Raw genomic sequence first — 16886 nt, forward strand, 5'->3', positions numbered from 1 at the left:
ACCATGCCAGAGCAAGGTTCAAACGCAGATCCGACGACCGACCCCGCGCGCGCCGCCCAGGCGGCTGCCGATGCCATCGCCACAGCAACAGGTGCAGCGAGCCACGATGTGGCCGTGGTTCTCGGCTCGGGATGGGCTCCGGCGGCCGCCGCCCTGGGAACGCCTGCTGCCAGTGTCCCGATGGCCGAGTTGCCCGGATTCACTCCCCCGAGCGCCGAGGGACACTCGGGGACAGTCCATTCCCTGCGGATCGGCGGCCGGTCGGTTCTCGTCCTACTGGGCAGAACTCATGCCTACGAAGGTCATCCGCTCGCGAGCGTGGTGCACGCGGTCCGCACCGCCGCCGCCTGCGGTGTCGGCACACTGGTTTTGACCAATGCTGCAGGTGGTCTGCGCGATGACATGACCGTCGGGCAACCCGTACTGATCAGTGACCACCTCAACCTGACGGCACGATCCCCTTTGGCCGGTGCACAATTCGTCGATCTGGTCGATGCGTATTCCCCACGTCTACGTCAGATCGCGCAGAGCGTGGACCCGTCGTTGGCCGAGGGGGTCTACGCGGGTCTCCCGGGACCGCACTACGAGACACCGGCCGAGATCAAGATGCTGCGAGTGCTCGGAGCAGATCTCGTCGGGATGTCGACGGTCCACGAGACAATCGCCGCCCGAGCGGAAAAGCTTGACGTACTCGGCATTTCACTGGTCACCAATCTGGCGGCGGGTATCACCGGCGAACCTCTCGATCATGAGGAAGTGCTCGCCGTGGGGCGCTCGTCGGCGACCCGGATGGGCCACCTGCTCGCCCAGGTCATCGAACAGATCTGAGCCGGCGATGACCGATGAGCAGGTAGAGGCGTGGATCGACGCAGACCCCGACCCCCGGACGCGGGCCGAGTTGCGAGGGCTCGATCCCGAATCGTTGGCTGAGCGTTTCTCGGGCACCCTGCATTTCGGTACCGCAGGCCTGCGCGGTCCGGTGCGGGCCGGACCGGCGGGCATGAACGTCGCGGTGGTCAGCGGCGCCACGGCGGGTGTCGGGCAATGGCTGATCGATCACGGCCACCGCGGCGGCTCTGTCGTCGTCGGCCGCGACGCCAGGCATGGGTCCGAAGACTTCTTCTCCGCGACCACGCAAGTTCTTGCGGCGCAGGGATTCGATGTGATCGCGCTTCCTGAACCCGGGCCCACACCGCTCGTCGCCTTCGCCGTCCGCGACCTCGGCGCCGTCGCAGGCATCCAGATCACGGCGTCGCACAACCCACCTGCGGACAACGGTTACAAGGTCTACCTGGACGAGGGAGCTCAGCTCATCCCGCCGGCAGACGCCGAGATCGAGCAACTCATCACCCAGGTGGGGCCCGCGAAGGACATCCCCCGGGCCGCGGTCGCCGCGGACAGCCGAGCCCGCGCCAACCTCGAGCGTTACCTCGCGCGCCTGGTCACCACGTTCGGGAGCCGGGAGCGGCGACGCGTCCGCGTCGCGCTGACGGCCATGCACGGCGTCGGCGGGGATATCGCCGTACAGGCGTTGCGGGAGTGCGGGTTTCACGATGTCACCGTCGTCGGTCTGCAACACAGCCCCGATCCCGACTTTCCCACCGCAGCGTTTCCGAATCCCGAGGAGCCGGGCGCGTCCGATCTGCTGCTCGACCTCGCCAGGGACTCGGGTGCCGACCTGGCAATCGCGCTCGACCCCGATGCCGACCGATGTGCTGTCGGCGCCTGCGTGGACGGCGCATGGCGGATGCTGTCCGGTGACGAGACCGGCGCGTTGCTCGGCGCAGAGATCGTCGACGGCCACCGCGGCGAGAACGCTTTGGTGGCCAGCACGATCGTGTCGGGGACGTTGCTCGGCAAGATCGCAGCGGCCGCTGGGACCCGGCATGTCACCACCCTCACCGGTTTCAAGTGGCTGGTCCGTGCCGGCGACGGACTGGTCTATGCCTATGAGGAAGCGATCGGCCATTGCGTGGACCCAGACGCCGTTCGGGACAAGGACGGCATCAGCGCCGCCGTCGCGGTGTGCGTGCTGGCCGAGCGACTCCTCACGAGCGGCCAGGATCTCGGCGATCGCCTCGATGATTTGTTCACCGAGTTCGGTGTGCACGCGACCGCCCAGTATGCGATCCGTGTCGATCATTTGAGCGACATCGCCGACGTGATGACGGCCCTTCGCACCGACCCACCACCGCGCCTCGCGGGCACCGCGGTCTCGGTGGAGGACTTCTCAACCCGGCCGGGACCATCGGCGACCGACGCCGTGCAATTCACCGGTTCGACCGACCACGACCAGGTTCGCGTCATCGCGCGCCCCTCCGGGACGGAGCCGAAACTGAAGTTCTATCTGGAAGTGGCGCTGGCACCTCGCACCGAACTCGGGAACGCCAAGGCCCTGGCACGGGCGCGGCTCGACGCGCTCGGTGCCCAGGTGGCCGAGTTCGCGGCGTCGGTACGCCGGTAGGGTGAGCCCGTGAGCGGCAACTACCCCCCGACACCGCCACCGAAGTCGCCGTGGGCGTCTCCGGTGGTCATCGGTGCGATCGTCGCGGGCGCCCTGGTCCTCGCCGGTGCCGTCCTGCTGGGGTTCCTGCTGATCCCGTCCGACGAGGACAACGCCGAGAGCACGAGTACCACTCCTACCCCGACCCAGCAGACGGCCACCCGAACCGTCACCTTGACGCCCTCCACCGGAGTGCCGACCAGCACCTTGACCTCCACGACGGCGACACCGACCACCACCCCGAATCGCCCCGATCCGAATGTGCCCGGCGCCGACGGCCAAGGTTTTCTCAGCGGTCCACGCTGCAACGCAACCGGTGATCCCGCGGTGATGATCGGACAGACCAACCGGTCGAAAGTTGTTGTCTGCCAGGTGGGCGAGCAGACCGGGCGGTATTACTACAAGGGCCTTGCCGACGGCGGTGCCATCGAGATCCAATATCCGACCCGTTCGGGCAGCCGGTTCACCGCAGTGAACAACAACACCACATACGTGGTGGACGGATCGACTCTCACCATCAGCGAAGGCGGAGCCGTGCTGGCCTCCGAACCGATGATCTACTACTGGGCCAACTGACACCGTGGACACAACTGCTCCACACGAAGTCCTTCACGCCGCTCACATCGATGTGGTCCGGAGTGGACGGTACCTGTTGCGCGACATCAGTTTCACCGTCAACGCTGGCGAGCACTGGGCACTGCTCGGTCCGAACGGCGCCGGGAAATCAACCCTGCTGAACATCCTCGGCGCGTTCGGACACCCGACCCGCGGCACCGTCGACGTACTCGGGCGCCGATTGGGCCGCGTCGACATGCGCGAGTTACGCACCCATATCGGACATGTCGATCCGAGGCATCGCCTCGACCTGCCCTTGACGGCCCACGACGTGGTACTCACCGGTTTGACCAACACCCCGGAACTGGACCATCGACGCGAGTACGACGACGTCGAACATCGGCACGCCGACGAACTTCTCGACTTGTTGGGCATGAGCATGAGGCGAGACTCGGTCTGGACCACCATGAGCCAGGGTGAACGGGGACGAACGCTCATCGCCAGGGCGTTGATGGCCAGGCCGTCGCTGATCCTTCTCGACGAACCCGCCACGGGTCTGGATCTGGCTGCGCGCGAACAACTCCTGACCAGCGTCGATCAACTGCGCCGCGAGGTTCCCGACCTGGCGAGTGTGCTGGTCACCCATCACCTCGAGGATCTTCCCGCGAGCACCAGTCACGCGCTATTGCTCCGCGACGGTGAATCAGTGGTCCAGGGCCACGTAGACGACGCCCTGACCTCGGCGACCATCACGAAGTGCTTCGATCACCCCGTGCAGGTGCGCCGGGAGGGCGGCCGCTGGGCCGCGCGCGCTACCTAGGACCGAACTGGCGATCGCCCGCATCACCGAGACCCGGTGTGATGTAGGCGACCTCGTTGAGTCCATCATCGATGGCCGCGGTCACGAGTCGGACCGGATACCCGGAGTTCTCCAGCGCAGCAACGCCTTCAGGGGCCGCGACGACGCATACCGCGGTGATGTCGGTGGCTTTGCGGGAGACCAGCAACTCGATCGTGTGCAGCATCGACCCGCCCGTGGCCAGCATCGGATCGAGGACGAACACCGGCTGGCCGGTCAGATCGTCCGGCAGTGACTCCAGATAAGGCACCGGCTCCCGGGTCTCCTCGTTCCGCGCGATCCCCACGAATCCGACATTCGCCTCCGGCACCATCGCGTGTGCCTGCTCGACCATGCCCAGACCGGCCCTCAGCACCGGGACGAGCAGGGGCGGCGACGCCAGCTTCACCCCCGTCGTCGCGACCACGGGTGTCGTGATCGGCACCTCGGTCACGGGCGCGCCGATCAACGCCTCGTAGATGAGCATCTGGGTGAGATCGGAGAGTGCACCGCGAAAAGCCGCGTTGCCGGTGGTCTCATCGCGGAGGGTGGTCAGCCTGGCGGCGGCCAGTGGATGATCAACTGCTCGGATCTGCATGGACTCACCTTACGAGGGAACCGACACCCCCGACCACTGCGTCGTATGCACATGAGTTCGGTCTCCGTTGATCCCGCCGCCCTGACCACCGCTGCAGCCGGCACCCGCTCGGTCGCAGCCGACATCGCCGCCCAGGCCCTCGCCGGGCGCGTCGACGCGGCGGTGCTGGCACCGACGTTCGGCCTGATCGGGGCCGAGTTCACCGCGGCCGCGGTGATGGTCACCGACCGGCACTGCCGAGAGATCGACGATCTCGCCACGAGGATGGTTGCGCTCGGCCAGGGCCTGGCACATGCCGTCGACACCTATACGGGCACAGACGACACCAATTCCGCACAGATCGCGGCGACCGCGCGATGATCCCGATCGAGTTGCTCATCATCCCGCTGCGGGCCCTGCTCGCCGCGCTGGGCACCGGCGAGTTGCCTGCAGGTGCCCCCGCGGCCCAGTTACGCTCCACTGCAACTGTTCTCGATGACGCCCGCAATCGGCAGGTGCGCATCAACAGCGAACTCGAACCCGCCTGGACGGGGGTGGGTGCTGCCCGCGCGATCTCAGTTCTGGACCGCGCAGTCACCGATGCAGCAGATTTCTCCGACGACAGCGCCGAGATCGCCGATGTCATCGAGTCTGCGGGCGACAAGATCCGGCGGGCAGCGGGCGAATTACAGGCGATACTCGACTCGTTCGTCGCCGTCACCGCAGCCATGGGGCCGGCCCTTTACACACCGGCGGGTCTCGCGGCCGTCATTCCGGTCGCCATGGCACATCTGCAGCGCGGCATCGACGCCGTCGAGCGCACCCGCGCCGAGCTCAGAACCGACACCGACCGGCTACTGGCCATCGGCCGCACTCCCGCACCGGCGGGGTCGAACCCTGTCGACGCCCAGCTCGCCCGTGTCGGTACCGAGCTGGGCAATCTCGGTAACGCCGCATTCGGTCCGGTGCAGGCCGCCGCCGGAAGAACCGGGCCCGGCGACGGCGAGGGCCCGGCGACCACCGTGCCGGCCGGACTGACCGCAACCAACCCGGGCGGCACCGGGGTCGCGATCACCCTGCCGGACGGTTCGGTCGCTTACGCACCCAATGAACGCGCAGCAAGAGCAGTTCGGGCAGCACTCAGTCAGCAGGGTGTGCCCTATGTTTGGGGAGGTACATCACCCGGGCAGGGGCTCGATTGCAGCGGCCTCACGCAGTGGGCCTATCGGGAAGCCGGAGTCGAGCTGCCCCGGTTGGCACAGGAACAGGACACCGCCGGGGTCCAGGTGGCACAGGCCGATCTACAGCCTGGCGATCTCGCCGTGTGGTCCGGACACGTCGCCATGTACATCGGGAACGGACAGATGGTTGAGGCGGGAGATCCTGTTCAGGTCAACCCGGTACGAACCTCGAACCTGGACCAGACCTTCGAAGGCTTCTACCGGCCGAACTGATCTGCCCGCCCGATCCGCGCGGCGCTGACCTCGCAGTGAAGTCGCCGGGTCGCGACCAGATCAGGAAATCTCGGCAAACCTCGTGCACTTCGGGCGAGGCGAGGTGGCCGACGCTCGGGGTCGGTGACTAGGCTCTGTCCCCATGGCCGGAGACATCGTCCCAATCGAACTCGGAATCACCGAGGGCAACACGTTCACCTTGTGGGCTCCGCGCTGGCGCGAGGGCGACGACGAGTGGGAGGCCTTCCTCGGTCTCGAAGAGGACCTGTACGGGTTCAGCTCCGTCGCAGAGCTCGTTGCGTTCATTCGCTCGGGTACCGACAACGATCTCGTCGAGCATCCCGCCTGGAACACGGTGGTCGGCCTCAAGGCCGACGAGCTCGAGCCGGCCGAGGGCCACTCCTACGACCTGATCGCGGTTCCCGAACTGGCCTCCGAAGATCCGACCCCCGAGGTGATCGCGAAGCTCGAGGACGTCCTCGAGATCGTCAGGATCATCGGGGAAGTCTGCGAGCTGACCGCGATCACCAAGTTCTTCAACGGGAACCCCATCCTCGGTGCTGTCACCACGGGTACTCGTAACTTCGTCGGCAAAGACGGCGCGGAGTTGTGGGAGCGCATCGGAACTCTCATCGACAAGCGCTGGGATGACGTCATCGACGCCATCGACGCCGTCATCAAGACCCCCGAGGTCGACGCGGAGGCTGTCTCCGTCGCCGAGGCCGAAATACTCGCTGCCGCGAGCGCCGAAGACGAAGACGAGCCGGACGACGACGTCGAATTGGTGGCGGGTGACGACACCGACGATGACGATGACGATGACGCGGTCGAAGAAGATGACGATCTCGAGGACGAAGATGACGAGATCGACGAAGACGACTTCTGGGGTTCGGTCGGCATCGATCCGATTCAGATCATCACCAGCGCCGGCGAGTTCTTCTCACTGCGTTGCTATTTGGACGACGATCCGGTGTTCCTCGGCAAGAACGGCAAGATCTTCGCCTTCGGCTCCAAGCGTGCCCTCGAGCGTTTCCTGGCCGACGACAACGAACACGACCTGTCAGCCGTCAGCACGTTCGAGGAGATCCAGATCGCCGCGACCGACGGATCGCTCGAGATCGATGTCTACGACGACAATGTGTATGTACTGCCGGGTCTGACCGACGACATCGCGGACGGCCCGCGCCGCATCGATCGGCGGCAACTCGAACTCGCGGTCGAATTGCTCACCGATGCTGCTGATTTCGCCGACGACGATTCGGTCGCCGAGGCGCTGGGCTCGACCACTCCGCTGGGCTGGTTCGTGAACTACGCACTCAACCCCGACCCGAAGCGGATGGCTCCGAGCGCGCCGTTCGACAACGAGTCCGAGGCGTGGCGCGCGCTCGAGCACGAGTTCGAGACCCGGCTCGAGAAGAAGCGCGACTAGGGGCCGCTCGGCGCGAAGTCCCGCCCGCTCGGCGGCCGTATTGGCAGGCTGAGCGGCAGTATCGGCACGCCGGGCAGATCAGCCGATCAGCACCGCGTAGCCGGGTTTGATGACGTCGTCGATGATCGCGAGGCGCTCGTCGAAATGGATGAAGGCCGACTTCATCGCGTTGACGGTGAACCGCTCGAGATCGGACCATCCGTACCCGAACTGGTCGACGAGCACCTTGCACTCACGACTCATGGTCGTGTCGCCCATCAGCCGATTGTCGGTGTTGACCGTGACGCGAAAACGCAGGCGGGCCAGCACGTTGAACGGGTGCTCGGCGAGGCTCGCGACTGCTCCCGTCTGCACATTGGAACTGGGGCACAGTTCCAACGGGATCCGCTTGTCCCGCACATAATTCGCCACATCGCCGAGTTTCGCGTCCGGGAATGACGCTGCTGCGGGATCCGCGCCGACGGGGAGAGCGATGTCCTCGATGACCCGCACACCATGACCGAGCCGATCCGTCCCACAGAAGCTGATCGCCTCGTGGATCGAGGGCAACCCGAATGCCTCCCCGGCGTGAATCGTGAACGGGGCATTGTTCGCCCGCATGTACTCGAAGGCGTCGAGATGCCGGCTGGGCGGGTAGCCGGCTTCGGCGCCCGCGATGTCGAATCCGACGACCCCGCGGTGGCGGAACCGCACCGCCAGTTCGGCGATCTCGCGGGAGCGGGCCGCGTGTCGCATCGCCGTCACCAGCGTACGCACCTGAATCCGCCGTCCCCGGCCGGCAGCCTGCGCGGTACCGTCCTCGAATCCCCGCAGAACTGCCTCGACGACCTCGTCGAGGGTCAGTCCGTCCTCGAGATGCTGCTCGGGTGCGAAGCGCACCTCGGCGTACACCACCCCGTCGTCCGCGAGGTCTTCGGCGCACTCACGGGCCACCCGTTCGAGGGAGGAGGCGGTCTGCATCACGGCGACCGTGTGCTTGAACGTCTCCAGATAGCGAACCAGGGAACCGCTGTCGGCTGCCTCTCGGAACCAGGCGCCCACGGCGGCAACGTCATCGGCTGGTAGCTCGTCGTATCCGATCTCCTCGGCCAATTCGAGCACGGTCGCAGGACGTAATCCACCGTCGAGGTGGTCGTGGAGAAGCACCTTGGGAGCGAGTGCGATGGACGGAAGATCCAGCGGCGACGTTGTCATGCCTCGACCGTAACGCGATCGATGACCCTCGACAGGGTCTGCGGCGGTGTCGACCCGATCACGGTCGAGCCCGCGAGCGCGGCCCTTCCCGAGGCAAATCTCTCGGGCGTGGCGGTGTACATCGTGAACAACGGATCGCCCGCCTCGACGCGGTCACCCGAACGCACGTGCATCCGGACACCGGCCTCGGCCTGAACCGACTCACCTTGCCGTGCCCGTCCCGCACCGAGACGCCAGGCCGCTCTGCCCACCGACATCGCGTCGACCGACTCGATCACGCCTGCCGACTCGGCGGAGATGGTCTCGGAATGGTCGGCTTGCGGGAGTGCCGCCTTCGGGTCGCCGCCCTGGCCCCGGACCATCGCCTCCCACACATCCATCGCCTTGCCGTTGCGCAGGTTGTCGGTCACGTCGACACCGGTCATCCCGGCAGCGGCCAGCATCTCCGTCGCCAAGGCCACGGTCAGCTCCACGACGTCGGCCGGACCGCCACCGGAGAGCACCTCCAGCGACTCGGCGACCTCGAGCGCGTTGCCGGCTGTCATCCCCAGCGGTTCCCACATGGACGTGAGGAGCGCGGACGTCCGGACGCCCGCCTCGTTGCCGAGCTCGACCATGATCTGCGCGAGTTCGCGGGCATCGGCCTCCGATTTCATGAAGGCTCCGGCGCCGACCTTGACGTCGAGCACCAGGGCCTGCGTGCCCTCGGCGATCTTCTTGCTCATGATGGAGCTCGCGATGAGCGGGATCGATTCGACGGTTCCTGTCACATCGCGCAACGCGTACAACTTCTTGTCGGCCGGCGCCAGAGACGCTCCAGCCGCACACACGACCGCGCCCACGGATTCCAGCAGCGAGACGATCTCGTCGTAGCTCAGATCGCTGCGCCACCCGGCTATCGCCTCTAGTTTGTCTAGAGTGCCTCCTGTGTGACCCAGGCCACGTCCGGATAATTGAGGCACCGCGATTCCGTACGAAGCGACCAGCGGCGCGAGTGGAAGGGTGATCTTGTCCCCCACACCACCCGTCGAGTGTTTGTCGACCGTCATTAGTGGTCTGCCGGCGCGCCGGAGGCCGCTGAAGTCCATTCGCTGCCCCGAGTTGGTCATCGCGGTGGTCCACCGCGAGATCTCGCGACGGTCCATGCCTCGCAACAGTATCGCCATGGCGAGGGCCGACATCTGTTCGTCGTGGACCTCGCCCGCGGTGAACCCATCGATCACCCAGTCGATCTCGGCATCGCTGAGGGCACCGCCGTCGCGTTTGGTCGCGATCACCGAGACGGCGTCGAAACTCTCACCCACGGTGTTCACCTCCAGACGCGAGCCGTCCCGCCTCGAGGTCGGCAGGCCCGAACGAGTCGGGCAACAGCTGTCCGAGCGGTCTCGGTCCGTCGGCATGATCGATCAACATCTCGGTACCGCCGTGCTCGAGAAGAACCTGCCGGCAGCGCCCACACGGCATCAGCACCTCGCCTCGACTGTCCGTGCACGAGAGCGCCAACAGGCGCCCACCACCGGTGATGTGCAAGTTTCCGGCCAGCGTGCACTCGGCACAGAGGCCTAAACCATATGAGACATTTTCCACATTGCAACCTGTCACGAAACGCCCATCGTCGACTAGGGCCGCGGCGCCGACCGGATAGTCGGAGTAGGGCGCATAGGCGCCCCGCATGGCGTCTAAAGCTTTGGTGCGCAACAGTTTCCAGTTGACTTCAGGGGCCATGAGATGACCTTACCGGTACACCGGCGGGCCCGCACGAGGACCGCACTTAACATCGCAACAATGGTAAGGCAACCCTAAATCGAGATGCATTGCAGCTCTTGTCGACTCGGGGAGGATTCCTCCCTGGTTCAGCTTGGGTTTATGGTTTGTTTCGTGGGTCCACGATCGAGCAGCCGGAACCGCGCTCGACGCATCCATCAACGATGTTGGAGGCCAATTTCTCGATGAGCATTCCTACAGAGACCGCGCCCGCGCCGGTGCGCAAACGTTCCCTGTATCGGGGTGACCCAGGCATGTGGTCCTGGGTACTGCACCGGATCACCGGTGTCTCGATTTTCTTCTTTCTCTTTGTACACGTGCTCGACACGGCCGTGATCCGCATCGATCCGGACAAGTACTCGGAGATCATCGAGACGTACAAGAACCCGATCATCGGCCTGATGGAAATCGGCCTGGTCGCGTGTGTCCTCTACCACGCACTGAACGGTGTTCGGATCATCCTGGTCGACTTCTGGTCCAAGGGACCCAAGTACCAGCGTCAGATGCTGTGGACCATCCTGACCCTGTTCGCGATCCTCTTCGGCGCGGCAGCGATACGCCTGCTGCAACTTATCGTGGAACACCTTTAGGAGGCGCCGCAGATGACCACTCCGAACAGCCCCATCCTCGCGAAGGTCGTGGGCACCGACCACGACCGTCCGGCAAGCCTCGACAACCCCCGTTCACCGCGGCGGGCCAAGGGCGGCAACTTCGAGAAGAACGCCTGGCTCTTCATGCGCTTCTCGGGTCTCGCACTGATCATCCTGACGATCGGCCACATGTTCATCATGTTGGCCTGGGACGACGGCGTGCACCGGATCGACGCGTCCTTCGTGGCCGCACGTTGGAAAGATCCCTTCTGGCAGGTCTGGGACATCAGCATGCTCTGGCTTGCCCAGCTGCACGGTGGCAACGGTGTGCGCACCGTGATCGCCGATTACTCCCGTAAGGACTCGACGCGTTTCTGGCTGAACGTGCTCCTGGCACTGTCGATGATCCTGGTGCTGCTCACCGGCACCTACGCCCTGCTCACCTTCGACGTCAACAGCGTCTGATCCGGCCCTGGAAACGGAGCAAGTACACATGCAGGAACATCGTTACGACGTGGTGATCATCGGCGCAGGCGGCGCCGGGATGCGTGCGGCCATCGAAGCAGGCCCCCGGACCCGTACCGCGGTGCTGACCAAGCTCTACCCCACCCGTAGTCATACCGGCGCCGCACAGGGCGGCATGTGCGCCGCACTCGCGAACGTCGAAGAAGACAACTGGGAATGGCACACCTTCGACACGGTCAAGGGCGGCGACTACCTCGCCGACCAGGACGCCGTGGAGATCATGGCCAAAGAGGCCATCGACGCCGTTCTCGACCTCGAGAAGATGGGGCTGCCGTTCAACCGCACCCCTGAGGGCAAGATCGACCAGCGTCGCTTCGGTGGCCACACGCGCGACCATGGCAAGAGCCCGGTCCGCCGCGCCTGCTACGCCGCAGACCGCACCGGCCACATGATCCTGCAGACCCTCTACCAGAACTGCGTCAAGCACGACGTCGAGTTCTTCAACGAGTTCTACGCGCTCGACATCTGCCTCACGGAGAACTCCGAGGGCGAGAAGGTTGCTACCGGTGTGGTTGCCTACGAGCTGGCCACCGGTGAGATCCATGTCTTCCACGCCAAGTCGATCGTCTTCGCGACCGGCGGCTCGGGCCGCATGTACAAGACCACCTCCAATGCCCACACCCTGACCGGTGACGGGATGGGGATCGTCTTCCGCAAGGGACTCCCCCTCGAGGACATGGAGTTCCACCAGTTCCACCCGACCGGCCTTGCCGGCCTCGGCATCTTGATCTCCGAAGCGGTGCGCGGTGAAGGTGGGATCCTGCGCAATGCGGACGGCGAACGGTTCATGGAGCGCTACGCCCCGACCATCAAGGACCTCGCGCCTCGCGACATCGTCGCCCGCTCCATGGTCCTCGAGGTACTCGAGGGCCGCGGCGCGGGTCCGAACAAGGACTACGTCTACATCGACGTGACCCACCTCGGCGAGGAGGTTCTCAACGAGAAGCTCCCCGACATCACCGAGTTCGCGCGCACCTATCTCGGCGTCGACCCGGTGACCGAGTACGTGCCGGTGTTCCCGACCTGTCACTACGTCATGGGTGGCATCCCCACCAAGATCAACGGTGAGGTGCTGGCCAACAACGACGAGGTCGTCCATGGCCTGTACGCCGCGGGTGAGTGCGCCTGCGTCTCGGTGCACGGTGCCAACCGACTCGGCACCAACTCGCTGCTCGACATCAACGTGTTCGGCCGCCGGGCAGGTATCGCCGCCGCCGAGTACGCGCTGGCGAACGAGTTCACCGAGCTCCCGGAGACACCGACCAAGATGGTCGACGAATGGCTCGAGCTGGTCCTGTCCGAGCACGGACACGAGCGGGTCGCCGACATCCGCACCGAGCTGCAGGCCTCGATGGACGCGAACGCCTCGGTGTTCCGTACCGAAGAGACGCTCAAGCAGGCCCTGACCGACATCCACGGATTCAAGGAGCGGTACAGCTCGATCCGCGTGCACGACAAGGGCAAGCGCTTCAACAGCGACCTCCTCGAAGCGATCGAGCTGGGCTTCCTGCTCGAGATGGCCGAGGTCACCGTGGTCGGCGCCCTGAACCGCAAGGAATCGCGCGGCGGGCACGCTCGCGAGGACTACCCGGATCGCGACGACACCAATTACATGCGGCACACGATGGCCTACAAGAAGGGTGACGCCCTCCTGTCGGACATCGAATTGGACTACAAGCCAGTGGTCCAGACGCGCTACGAGCCGATGGAGCGGAAGTACTGATGACTGCCACCACCGATATCGCCGACGTACGCCACGACGATCCACCGTTGCCTCCGGTTCCCGACGAGGCCACGATGGTCACGCTCAAGATCAGCCGGTTCAACCCGGAAGATCCTGACGCACAGGGGTTCGAGAGCTTCCGGGTGCCGGCTCTGCCGACCGACCGGCTGCTCAATCTGCTGCTGTATGTGAAGGGCTACCTCGACGGCACGCTCACCTTCCGCCGCTCGTGCGCCCACGGTGTGTGCGGGTCGGATGCCATGCGGATCAACGGCGTCAACCGGCTGGCCTGCAAGCTGCTCATGAAGGACATGCTCCCCAAGGACAAGTCCAAAGAGATCACCATCACCGTCGAGCCCATCAAGGGCCTGCCGGTAGAGAAGGATCTCGTCGTGAACATGGAACCGTTCTTCGACGCATACCGCGCTGTCAAGCCGTTCCTCATGACCAGCGGCAACGAGCCGACTCGCGAGCGGATCCAGAGCCAGACCGACCGGGCGCGTTTCGACGACACCACCAAGTGCATTCTGTGCGCGTGCTGCACGACGAGCTGCCCGGTGTACTGGAACGAGGGCAGCTACTTCGGACCGGCCGCCATCGTGAACGCTCATCGCTTCATCTTCGACAGCCGTGACGAAGGTGCCGCCGAGCGTCTCGACATCCTCAACGAGGTCGACGGCGTCTGGCGCTGCCGCACCACGTTCAACTGCACCGACGCCTGCCCCCGCGGCATCCAGGTCACGCAGGCAATCCAAGAAGTCAAGCGCGCGTTGATGTTTGCTCGCTGAGCTTCGATCTCTCGTTTCAAGTAATGGCCGTCGCCCTCACCGGGCGACGGCCACTGTGCGCTCTGGGGTCCGGTGACCCACCGCGGGACCGACCCGCGCTAGCCTCTGGCACATGGGTACCGGCAACATCTACGCGGCGTGTGGGCTGGTGCTCGCGGCCATTCTGACCGGATGCAGCACGAACTCGCCGGGCGCACCGACCGCCGAACCCGCCCCACTTCCCGCCGATCAGATCGTGTTCGCGGTGAGCTCTGGACCGGGGTACAGCCCCACGATCATGTTCTCTCTCCAATCGCCGGCGATCGCGATCTACGGTGACGGTCGCATCCTGCTGCGGAACCCGCTCGAGAACTACGACCTCCCCGGCAGTTACTCCGTGTCGCGGGTCGAACCCGCCGAGGTGGCCAGGTTCGTCGCCGCGACCGAAGCGGGCGGGCTCATCTCCCCCTCGACCGACGCCGGCGATCCGCAGGTCACCGACCAGGGCAACACCACGTTCACCCTGCACGCCGACACCGCTCCCGCGACCCTGAGCGTCTACGCCTACGGCTCGCGCTTCACCGAAGGGCTCAGCGCCGACGAGAAGGCGGTACGCGCCCGACTCGCCGAACTGATCGACGCTGCACGAGGTCTCGCAGACGGTCGACCAACCGAAGACCTTGTCCCCGACGAGGTCACCGTCTTCGAACTCGAGGCCGCAGAGGACCCGGCTGCAACGGTTCCGTGGCCGGGCCCCGACCCCGAGGAGTTTCTGACAGGACGGTCCCCGGTGTACGGGGTCGAGCGGTGCGGAGTCCTGCGTGGGCCGGATGCCGCGACAGTCCATTCGGCGTCCCTGGACAACCGGGGTGCGGCCTGGCTCGTCGACGGCGCGAACCGGGTGCTGGTGGTGAACCCGCTCCCCTTTGGCGGCGTGTCCTGCGAATCGGGTTGAGCACTCGCCCCCGATGGGTGTGGGGTCGACGCCGGCCCACCCACTATCTGCTCCAGTTGTAGACAGATGCTCCACTTCTAGCGCTCTGGAAGTGGAGCAGATCCCCGAAACTGGAGCAGATCAGCGGGCGCGGCGCAGTTCGCGGTCCGAGAGGGTGGACCTCAGTAGTGGTACGTGTCCGACGGCGCGGGCATGTGGTCCGGGTCGTCGTACTCCTCGTTGAACTCGATGCCGTAGGCACGGGCGAGGTCGAGGATCTTGGTGCCGCGGGCGATCCTGGGCAGGTCGGATCCGTTGCGGATCTGTCCACCGTCTTTTTCGTACTCGGTGAAGAACTCCAGCGCCCACGCGATCTCCTCGTGCGAGGGTGAGAGGCCCTCGTTCACGGCGGCACACTGATCCGGGGTGAGGCAGATCTTGCCCGTCATCCCGAACTCGGCGCTCACCGCCGTGGCTTCGCTCAGCTTGAGGGCCGACGAACCCACCGTCGGGCCGTCGATCGCGCTGGGCAGGTGTGCTGCCTTGGCGGCGATGGTGAACCGGGAGCGGGCGTAAGCGAGGGTCGCCGGCTGATCGCCGAAGCCGGTATCGCGGCGGAAGTCACCGATACCGAAGGCCAACCGAAACGTTCCCTTCGCGGAGGCGATTTCGCTGATCCGTTCGAGACCGCGTGCTGTCTCGACGAGGGCAACGATCGGCACCCCCGGAAGTCGCTTCGCCGTCTCGGTGACGTGGTCGACCGATTCGACCATCGCCAGCATCACACCGCCGAGTTTGACCTGACTCAGTGCCGTCAGATCGTCGGCCCACCACTGCGTTCCGAATCCGTTGACACGCACCCAATCACGATTTCCCGCAGCGATCCAACGGACGACGTTGTCGCGGGCGAGAAGCTTGTCCTTGGGCGCGACCGCGTCCTCGATGTCGAGGACCACGATATCTGCGCGCGAGTTCGCTGCGGCCTGAAAACGGTCGTACTGCAGTCCGTTGACTAGCAGCCAACTCCGCGCGAGCACCGGGTCGATTCGAGATCCGATGTCGTCAGGGTCGGGCGCGCTGACTGAATTCTGCGAAGGATTCACAACAGGGCATGATCCTCTATCGACGTTCGCCGGGGCAAAGTGCATCGGTAAACGGACCGGAGTACTGTTTGGGGCGACTCGTTAGGAGAACAAACCAGATGACCACTACACGTAGCCGCCCCACCCTCGACGTCGGACTTCTCGCGCTTCGCGTGGGCGTCGGCGGCACCCTGTTCGCTCACGGCACCCAGAAACTCTTCGGCTGGTTCGGTGGCCACGGCCTCGACGCCACCGCCGGCGCCTTCGACGGCATGGGTTTCAAGCCCGCCAAGCCCTCTGCCGCCCTGGCCGGTATCAGTGAAGCCGGCGGCGCCCTTCTGGTCGCGGGCGCCGGAACACCGTTCGCGGCTGCAGGCGCCGTCGGTGCCATGGTGGGTGCCGCTTCGGTGCACAAACCGGCAGGGTTCTTCGCCACCTCAGGTGGCTACGAATACCCCGCGATTCTCGGACTCGCATCAGCTGCGCTTGCCCTGACCGGTCCGGGCAAGTACTCCGTCGATGCAGCCCTCGGCCATCGCTTCACCGGCAGCAAGGTGGCCGTGGGTGCGCTCGCCGCCGCAGGCGCAGGTGCCGGCTTCGTCGTCGCACGTCGCCAGAAGGCCGTTGCCGCAGCAGCAGCTGCCGCACCCGCCGAGTAGGCACTCGCACTCTCCCAGACATCCGCTTCGCTTCCGGTGGCCCATCCAGTTCAATCCCGGCCACGGAAGCGGAGCGGATTGCGGTGTGTGAACCGGTTGGGTGCCGCGTCGGAGTCAGTCCGGGAATCGACTGGCGAGGGCGCCCCCGGGGTGGGACTGTATTAGTTGCGCGACCTCAGCAGATTGATGGCGCGTAGGCCAGCCGCCCGCCAACCACGGCGTCCACCGGCGTGCCCACGACTGATTCAGTCGTCGTGTTACTGAATTGGAAACAAATCCGTCGTTATTGAGC

Annotated in this window: 18 protein-coding genes; 13 read left to right on the top strand and 5 right to left on the bottom strand. The window is 65.5% G+C overall.

Going from position 1 to position 16886, the window contains the following annotated elements; translation table 11 throughout:
• The first annotated feature begins 3 nt into the window (after nt 1-3).
• The 4 genes from BH683_RS21365 to BH683_RS21380 are packed head-to-tail and all read left to right on the top strand — an operon-like array spanning nt 4 to nt 3878.
• Entirely contained in the window at nt 4-828 is an 825-nt protein-coding gene (locus BH683_RS21365; protein ID WP_084838437.1) for a purine-nucleoside phosphorylase, read from the top strand.
• 7 nt (nt 829-835) lie between these two features.
• Nucleotides 836-2464 (top strand): phospho-sugar mutase, encoded by a 1629-nt coding sequence (locus tag BH683_RS21370; protein ID WP_084838299.1) that lies wholly within the window; start codon nt 836-838, stop codon nt 2462-2464.
• Between the two features lie 9 nt (nt 2465-2473).
• Nucleotides 2474-3079 carry a hypothetical protein gene (locus tag BH683_RS21375; protein WP_084838300.1) on the top strand — a complete coding sequence of 202 codons (606 nt, stop codon included), beginning with the start codon at nt 2474-2476 and terminating at the stop codon, nt 3077-3079.
• Between the two features lie 4 nt (nt 3080-3083).
• Nucleotides 3084-3878 carry an ATP-binding cassette domain-containing protein gene (locus BH683_RS21380; protein WP_084838301.1) on the top strand — a complete coding sequence of 265 codons (795 nt, stop codon included), beginning with the start codon at nt 3084-3086 and terminating at the stop codon, nt 3876-3878.
• Here the strand turns inward: BH683_RS21380 and upp are convergent.
• Nucleotides 3871-4494 carry a uracil phosphoribosyltransferase gene (gene upp / locus BH683_RS21385; RefSeq protein WP_084838302.1) on the bottom strand — a complete coding sequence of 208 codons (624 nt, stop codon included), beginning with the start codon at nt 4492-4494 and terminating at the stop codon, nt 3871-3873. The genes BH683_RS21380 and upp overlap by 8 nt on opposite strands.
• Nucleotides 4495-4545: 51 nt before the next feature.
• Here upp and BH683_RS28510 point away from each other — a divergent pair, with 51 nt between their 5' ends.
• The 3 genes from BH683_RS28510 (at nt 4546) to BH683_RS21400 (ending at nt 7356) form a co-directional block, all read left to right on the top strand.
• Nucleotides 4546-4854 (top strand): type VII secretion target, encoded by a 309-nt coding sequence (locus BH683_RS28510; protein ID WP_168187094.1) that lies wholly within the window; start codon nt 4546-4548, stop codon nt 4852-4854.
• Entirely contained in the window at nt 4851-5927 is a 1077-nt protein-coding gene (locus tag BH683_RS21395; RefSeq protein WP_084838304.1) for a C40 family peptidase, read from the top strand. The genes BH683_RS28510 and BH683_RS21395 overlap by 4 nt, the downstream gene beginning before the upstream one ends.
• 142 nt (nt 5928-6069) lie before the next feature.
• A complete protein-coding gene (locus BH683_RS21400) occupies nt 6070-7356 on the top strand; it encodes a primosomal protein (protein ID WP_084838305.1) in 1287 nt (428 codons plus the stop codon).
• 78 nt (nt 7357-7434) lie between these two features.
• Here the strand turns inward: BH683_RS21400 and BH683_RS21405 are convergent, their stop codons facing one another.
• The 3 genes from BH683_RS21405 to BH683_RS21415 are packed head-to-tail and all read right to left on the bottom strand — an operon-like array spanning nt 7435 to nt 10275.
• Nucleotides 7435-8550 carry an adenosine deaminase gene (locus BH683_RS21405; RefSeq protein WP_084838306.1) on the bottom strand — a complete coding sequence of 372 codons (1116 nt, stop codon included), beginning with the start codon at nt 8548-8550 and terminating at the stop codon, nt 7435-7437.
• A complete protein-coding gene (locus BH683_RS21410; protein ID WP_246833511.1) occupies nt 8547-9854 on the bottom strand; it encodes a thymidine phosphorylase in 1308 nt (435 codons plus the stop codon). The genes BH683_RS21405 and BH683_RS21410 overlap by 4 nt, the downstream gene beginning before the upstream one ends.
• Nucleotides 9847-10275 (bottom strand): cytidine deaminase, encoded by a 429-nt coding sequence (locus BH683_RS21415; RefSeq protein ID WP_084838308.1) that lies wholly within the window; start codon nt 10273-10275, stop codon nt 9847-9849. The genes BH683_RS21410 and BH683_RS21415 overlap by 8 nt, the downstream gene beginning before the upstream one ends.
• A gap of 224 nt (nt 10276-10499) precedes the next feature.
• On the opposite strand from BH683_RS21415, the gene sdhC reads away from it, so the two are divergent.
• The 5 genes from sdhC (at nt 10500) to BH683_RS21440 (ending at nt 14874) form a co-directional block, all read left to right on the top strand.
• Nucleotides 10500-10904, top strand: coding sequence for a succinate dehydrogenase, cytochrome b556 subunit (sdhC, locus tag BH683_RS21420; RefSeq protein WP_084838438.1), 405 nt, complete (start codon nt 10500-10502; stop codon nt 10902-10904).
• 12 nt (nt 10905-10916) lie between these two features.
• On the top strand, nt 10917-11369 hold the full coding sequence (locus BH683_RS21425) for a succinate dehydrogenase hydrophobic membrane anchor subunit (protein ID WP_084838309.1): 453 nt from the start codon (nt 10917-10919) through the stop codon (nt 11367-11369).
• Nucleotides 11370-11397: 28 nt separating this feature from the next.
• Nucleotides 11398-13152: a succinate dehydrogenase flavoprotein subunit gene (gene sdhA, locus BH683_RS21430; RefSeq protein ID WP_084838310.1), complete on the top strand. Its 1755-nt coding sequence runs from the start codon at nt 11398-11400 to the stop codon at nt 13150-13152.
• A complete protein-coding gene (locus tag BH683_RS21435) occupies nt 13152-13940 on the top strand; it encodes a succinate dehydrogenase iron-sulfur subunit (protein ID WP_084838311.1) in 789 nt (262 codons plus the stop codon). Before sdhA ends, BH683_RS21435 begins: the two co-directional genes overlap by 1 nt.
• Nucleotides 13941-14052: 112 nt before the next feature.
• Nucleotides 14053-14874 carry a hypothetical protein gene (locus BH683_RS21440; RefSeq protein ID WP_084838312.1) on the top strand — a complete coding sequence of 274 codons (822 nt, stop codon included), beginning with the start codon at nt 14053-14055 and terminating at the stop codon, nt 14872-14874.
• Nucleotides 14875-15035: 161 nt separating this feature from the next.
• Here BH683_RS21440 and BH683_RS21445 read toward each other — a convergent pair whose 3' ends face one another.
• A complete protein-coding gene (locus BH683_RS21445; RefSeq protein ID WP_084838313.1) occupies nt 15036-15956 on the bottom strand; it encodes a CoA ester lyase in 921 nt (306 codons plus the stop codon).
• A gap of 98 nt (nt 15957-16054) precedes the next feature.
• On the opposite strand from BH683_RS21445, the gene BH683_RS21450 reads away from it, so the two are divergent.
• Nucleotides 16055-16594, top strand: a complete 540-nt coding sequence (locus BH683_RS21450; protein WP_084838314.1) for a DoxX family protein — start codon at nt 16055-16057, stop codon at nt 16592-16594.
• Nucleotides 16595-16886 lie beyond the last annotated feature (292 nt).

It is taken from the genome of Williamsia sp. 1138 (assembly GCF_002095435.2).
Classification (GTDB): domain Bacteria; phylum Actinomycetota; class Actinomycetes; order Mycobacteriales; family Mycobacteriaceae; genus Williamsia.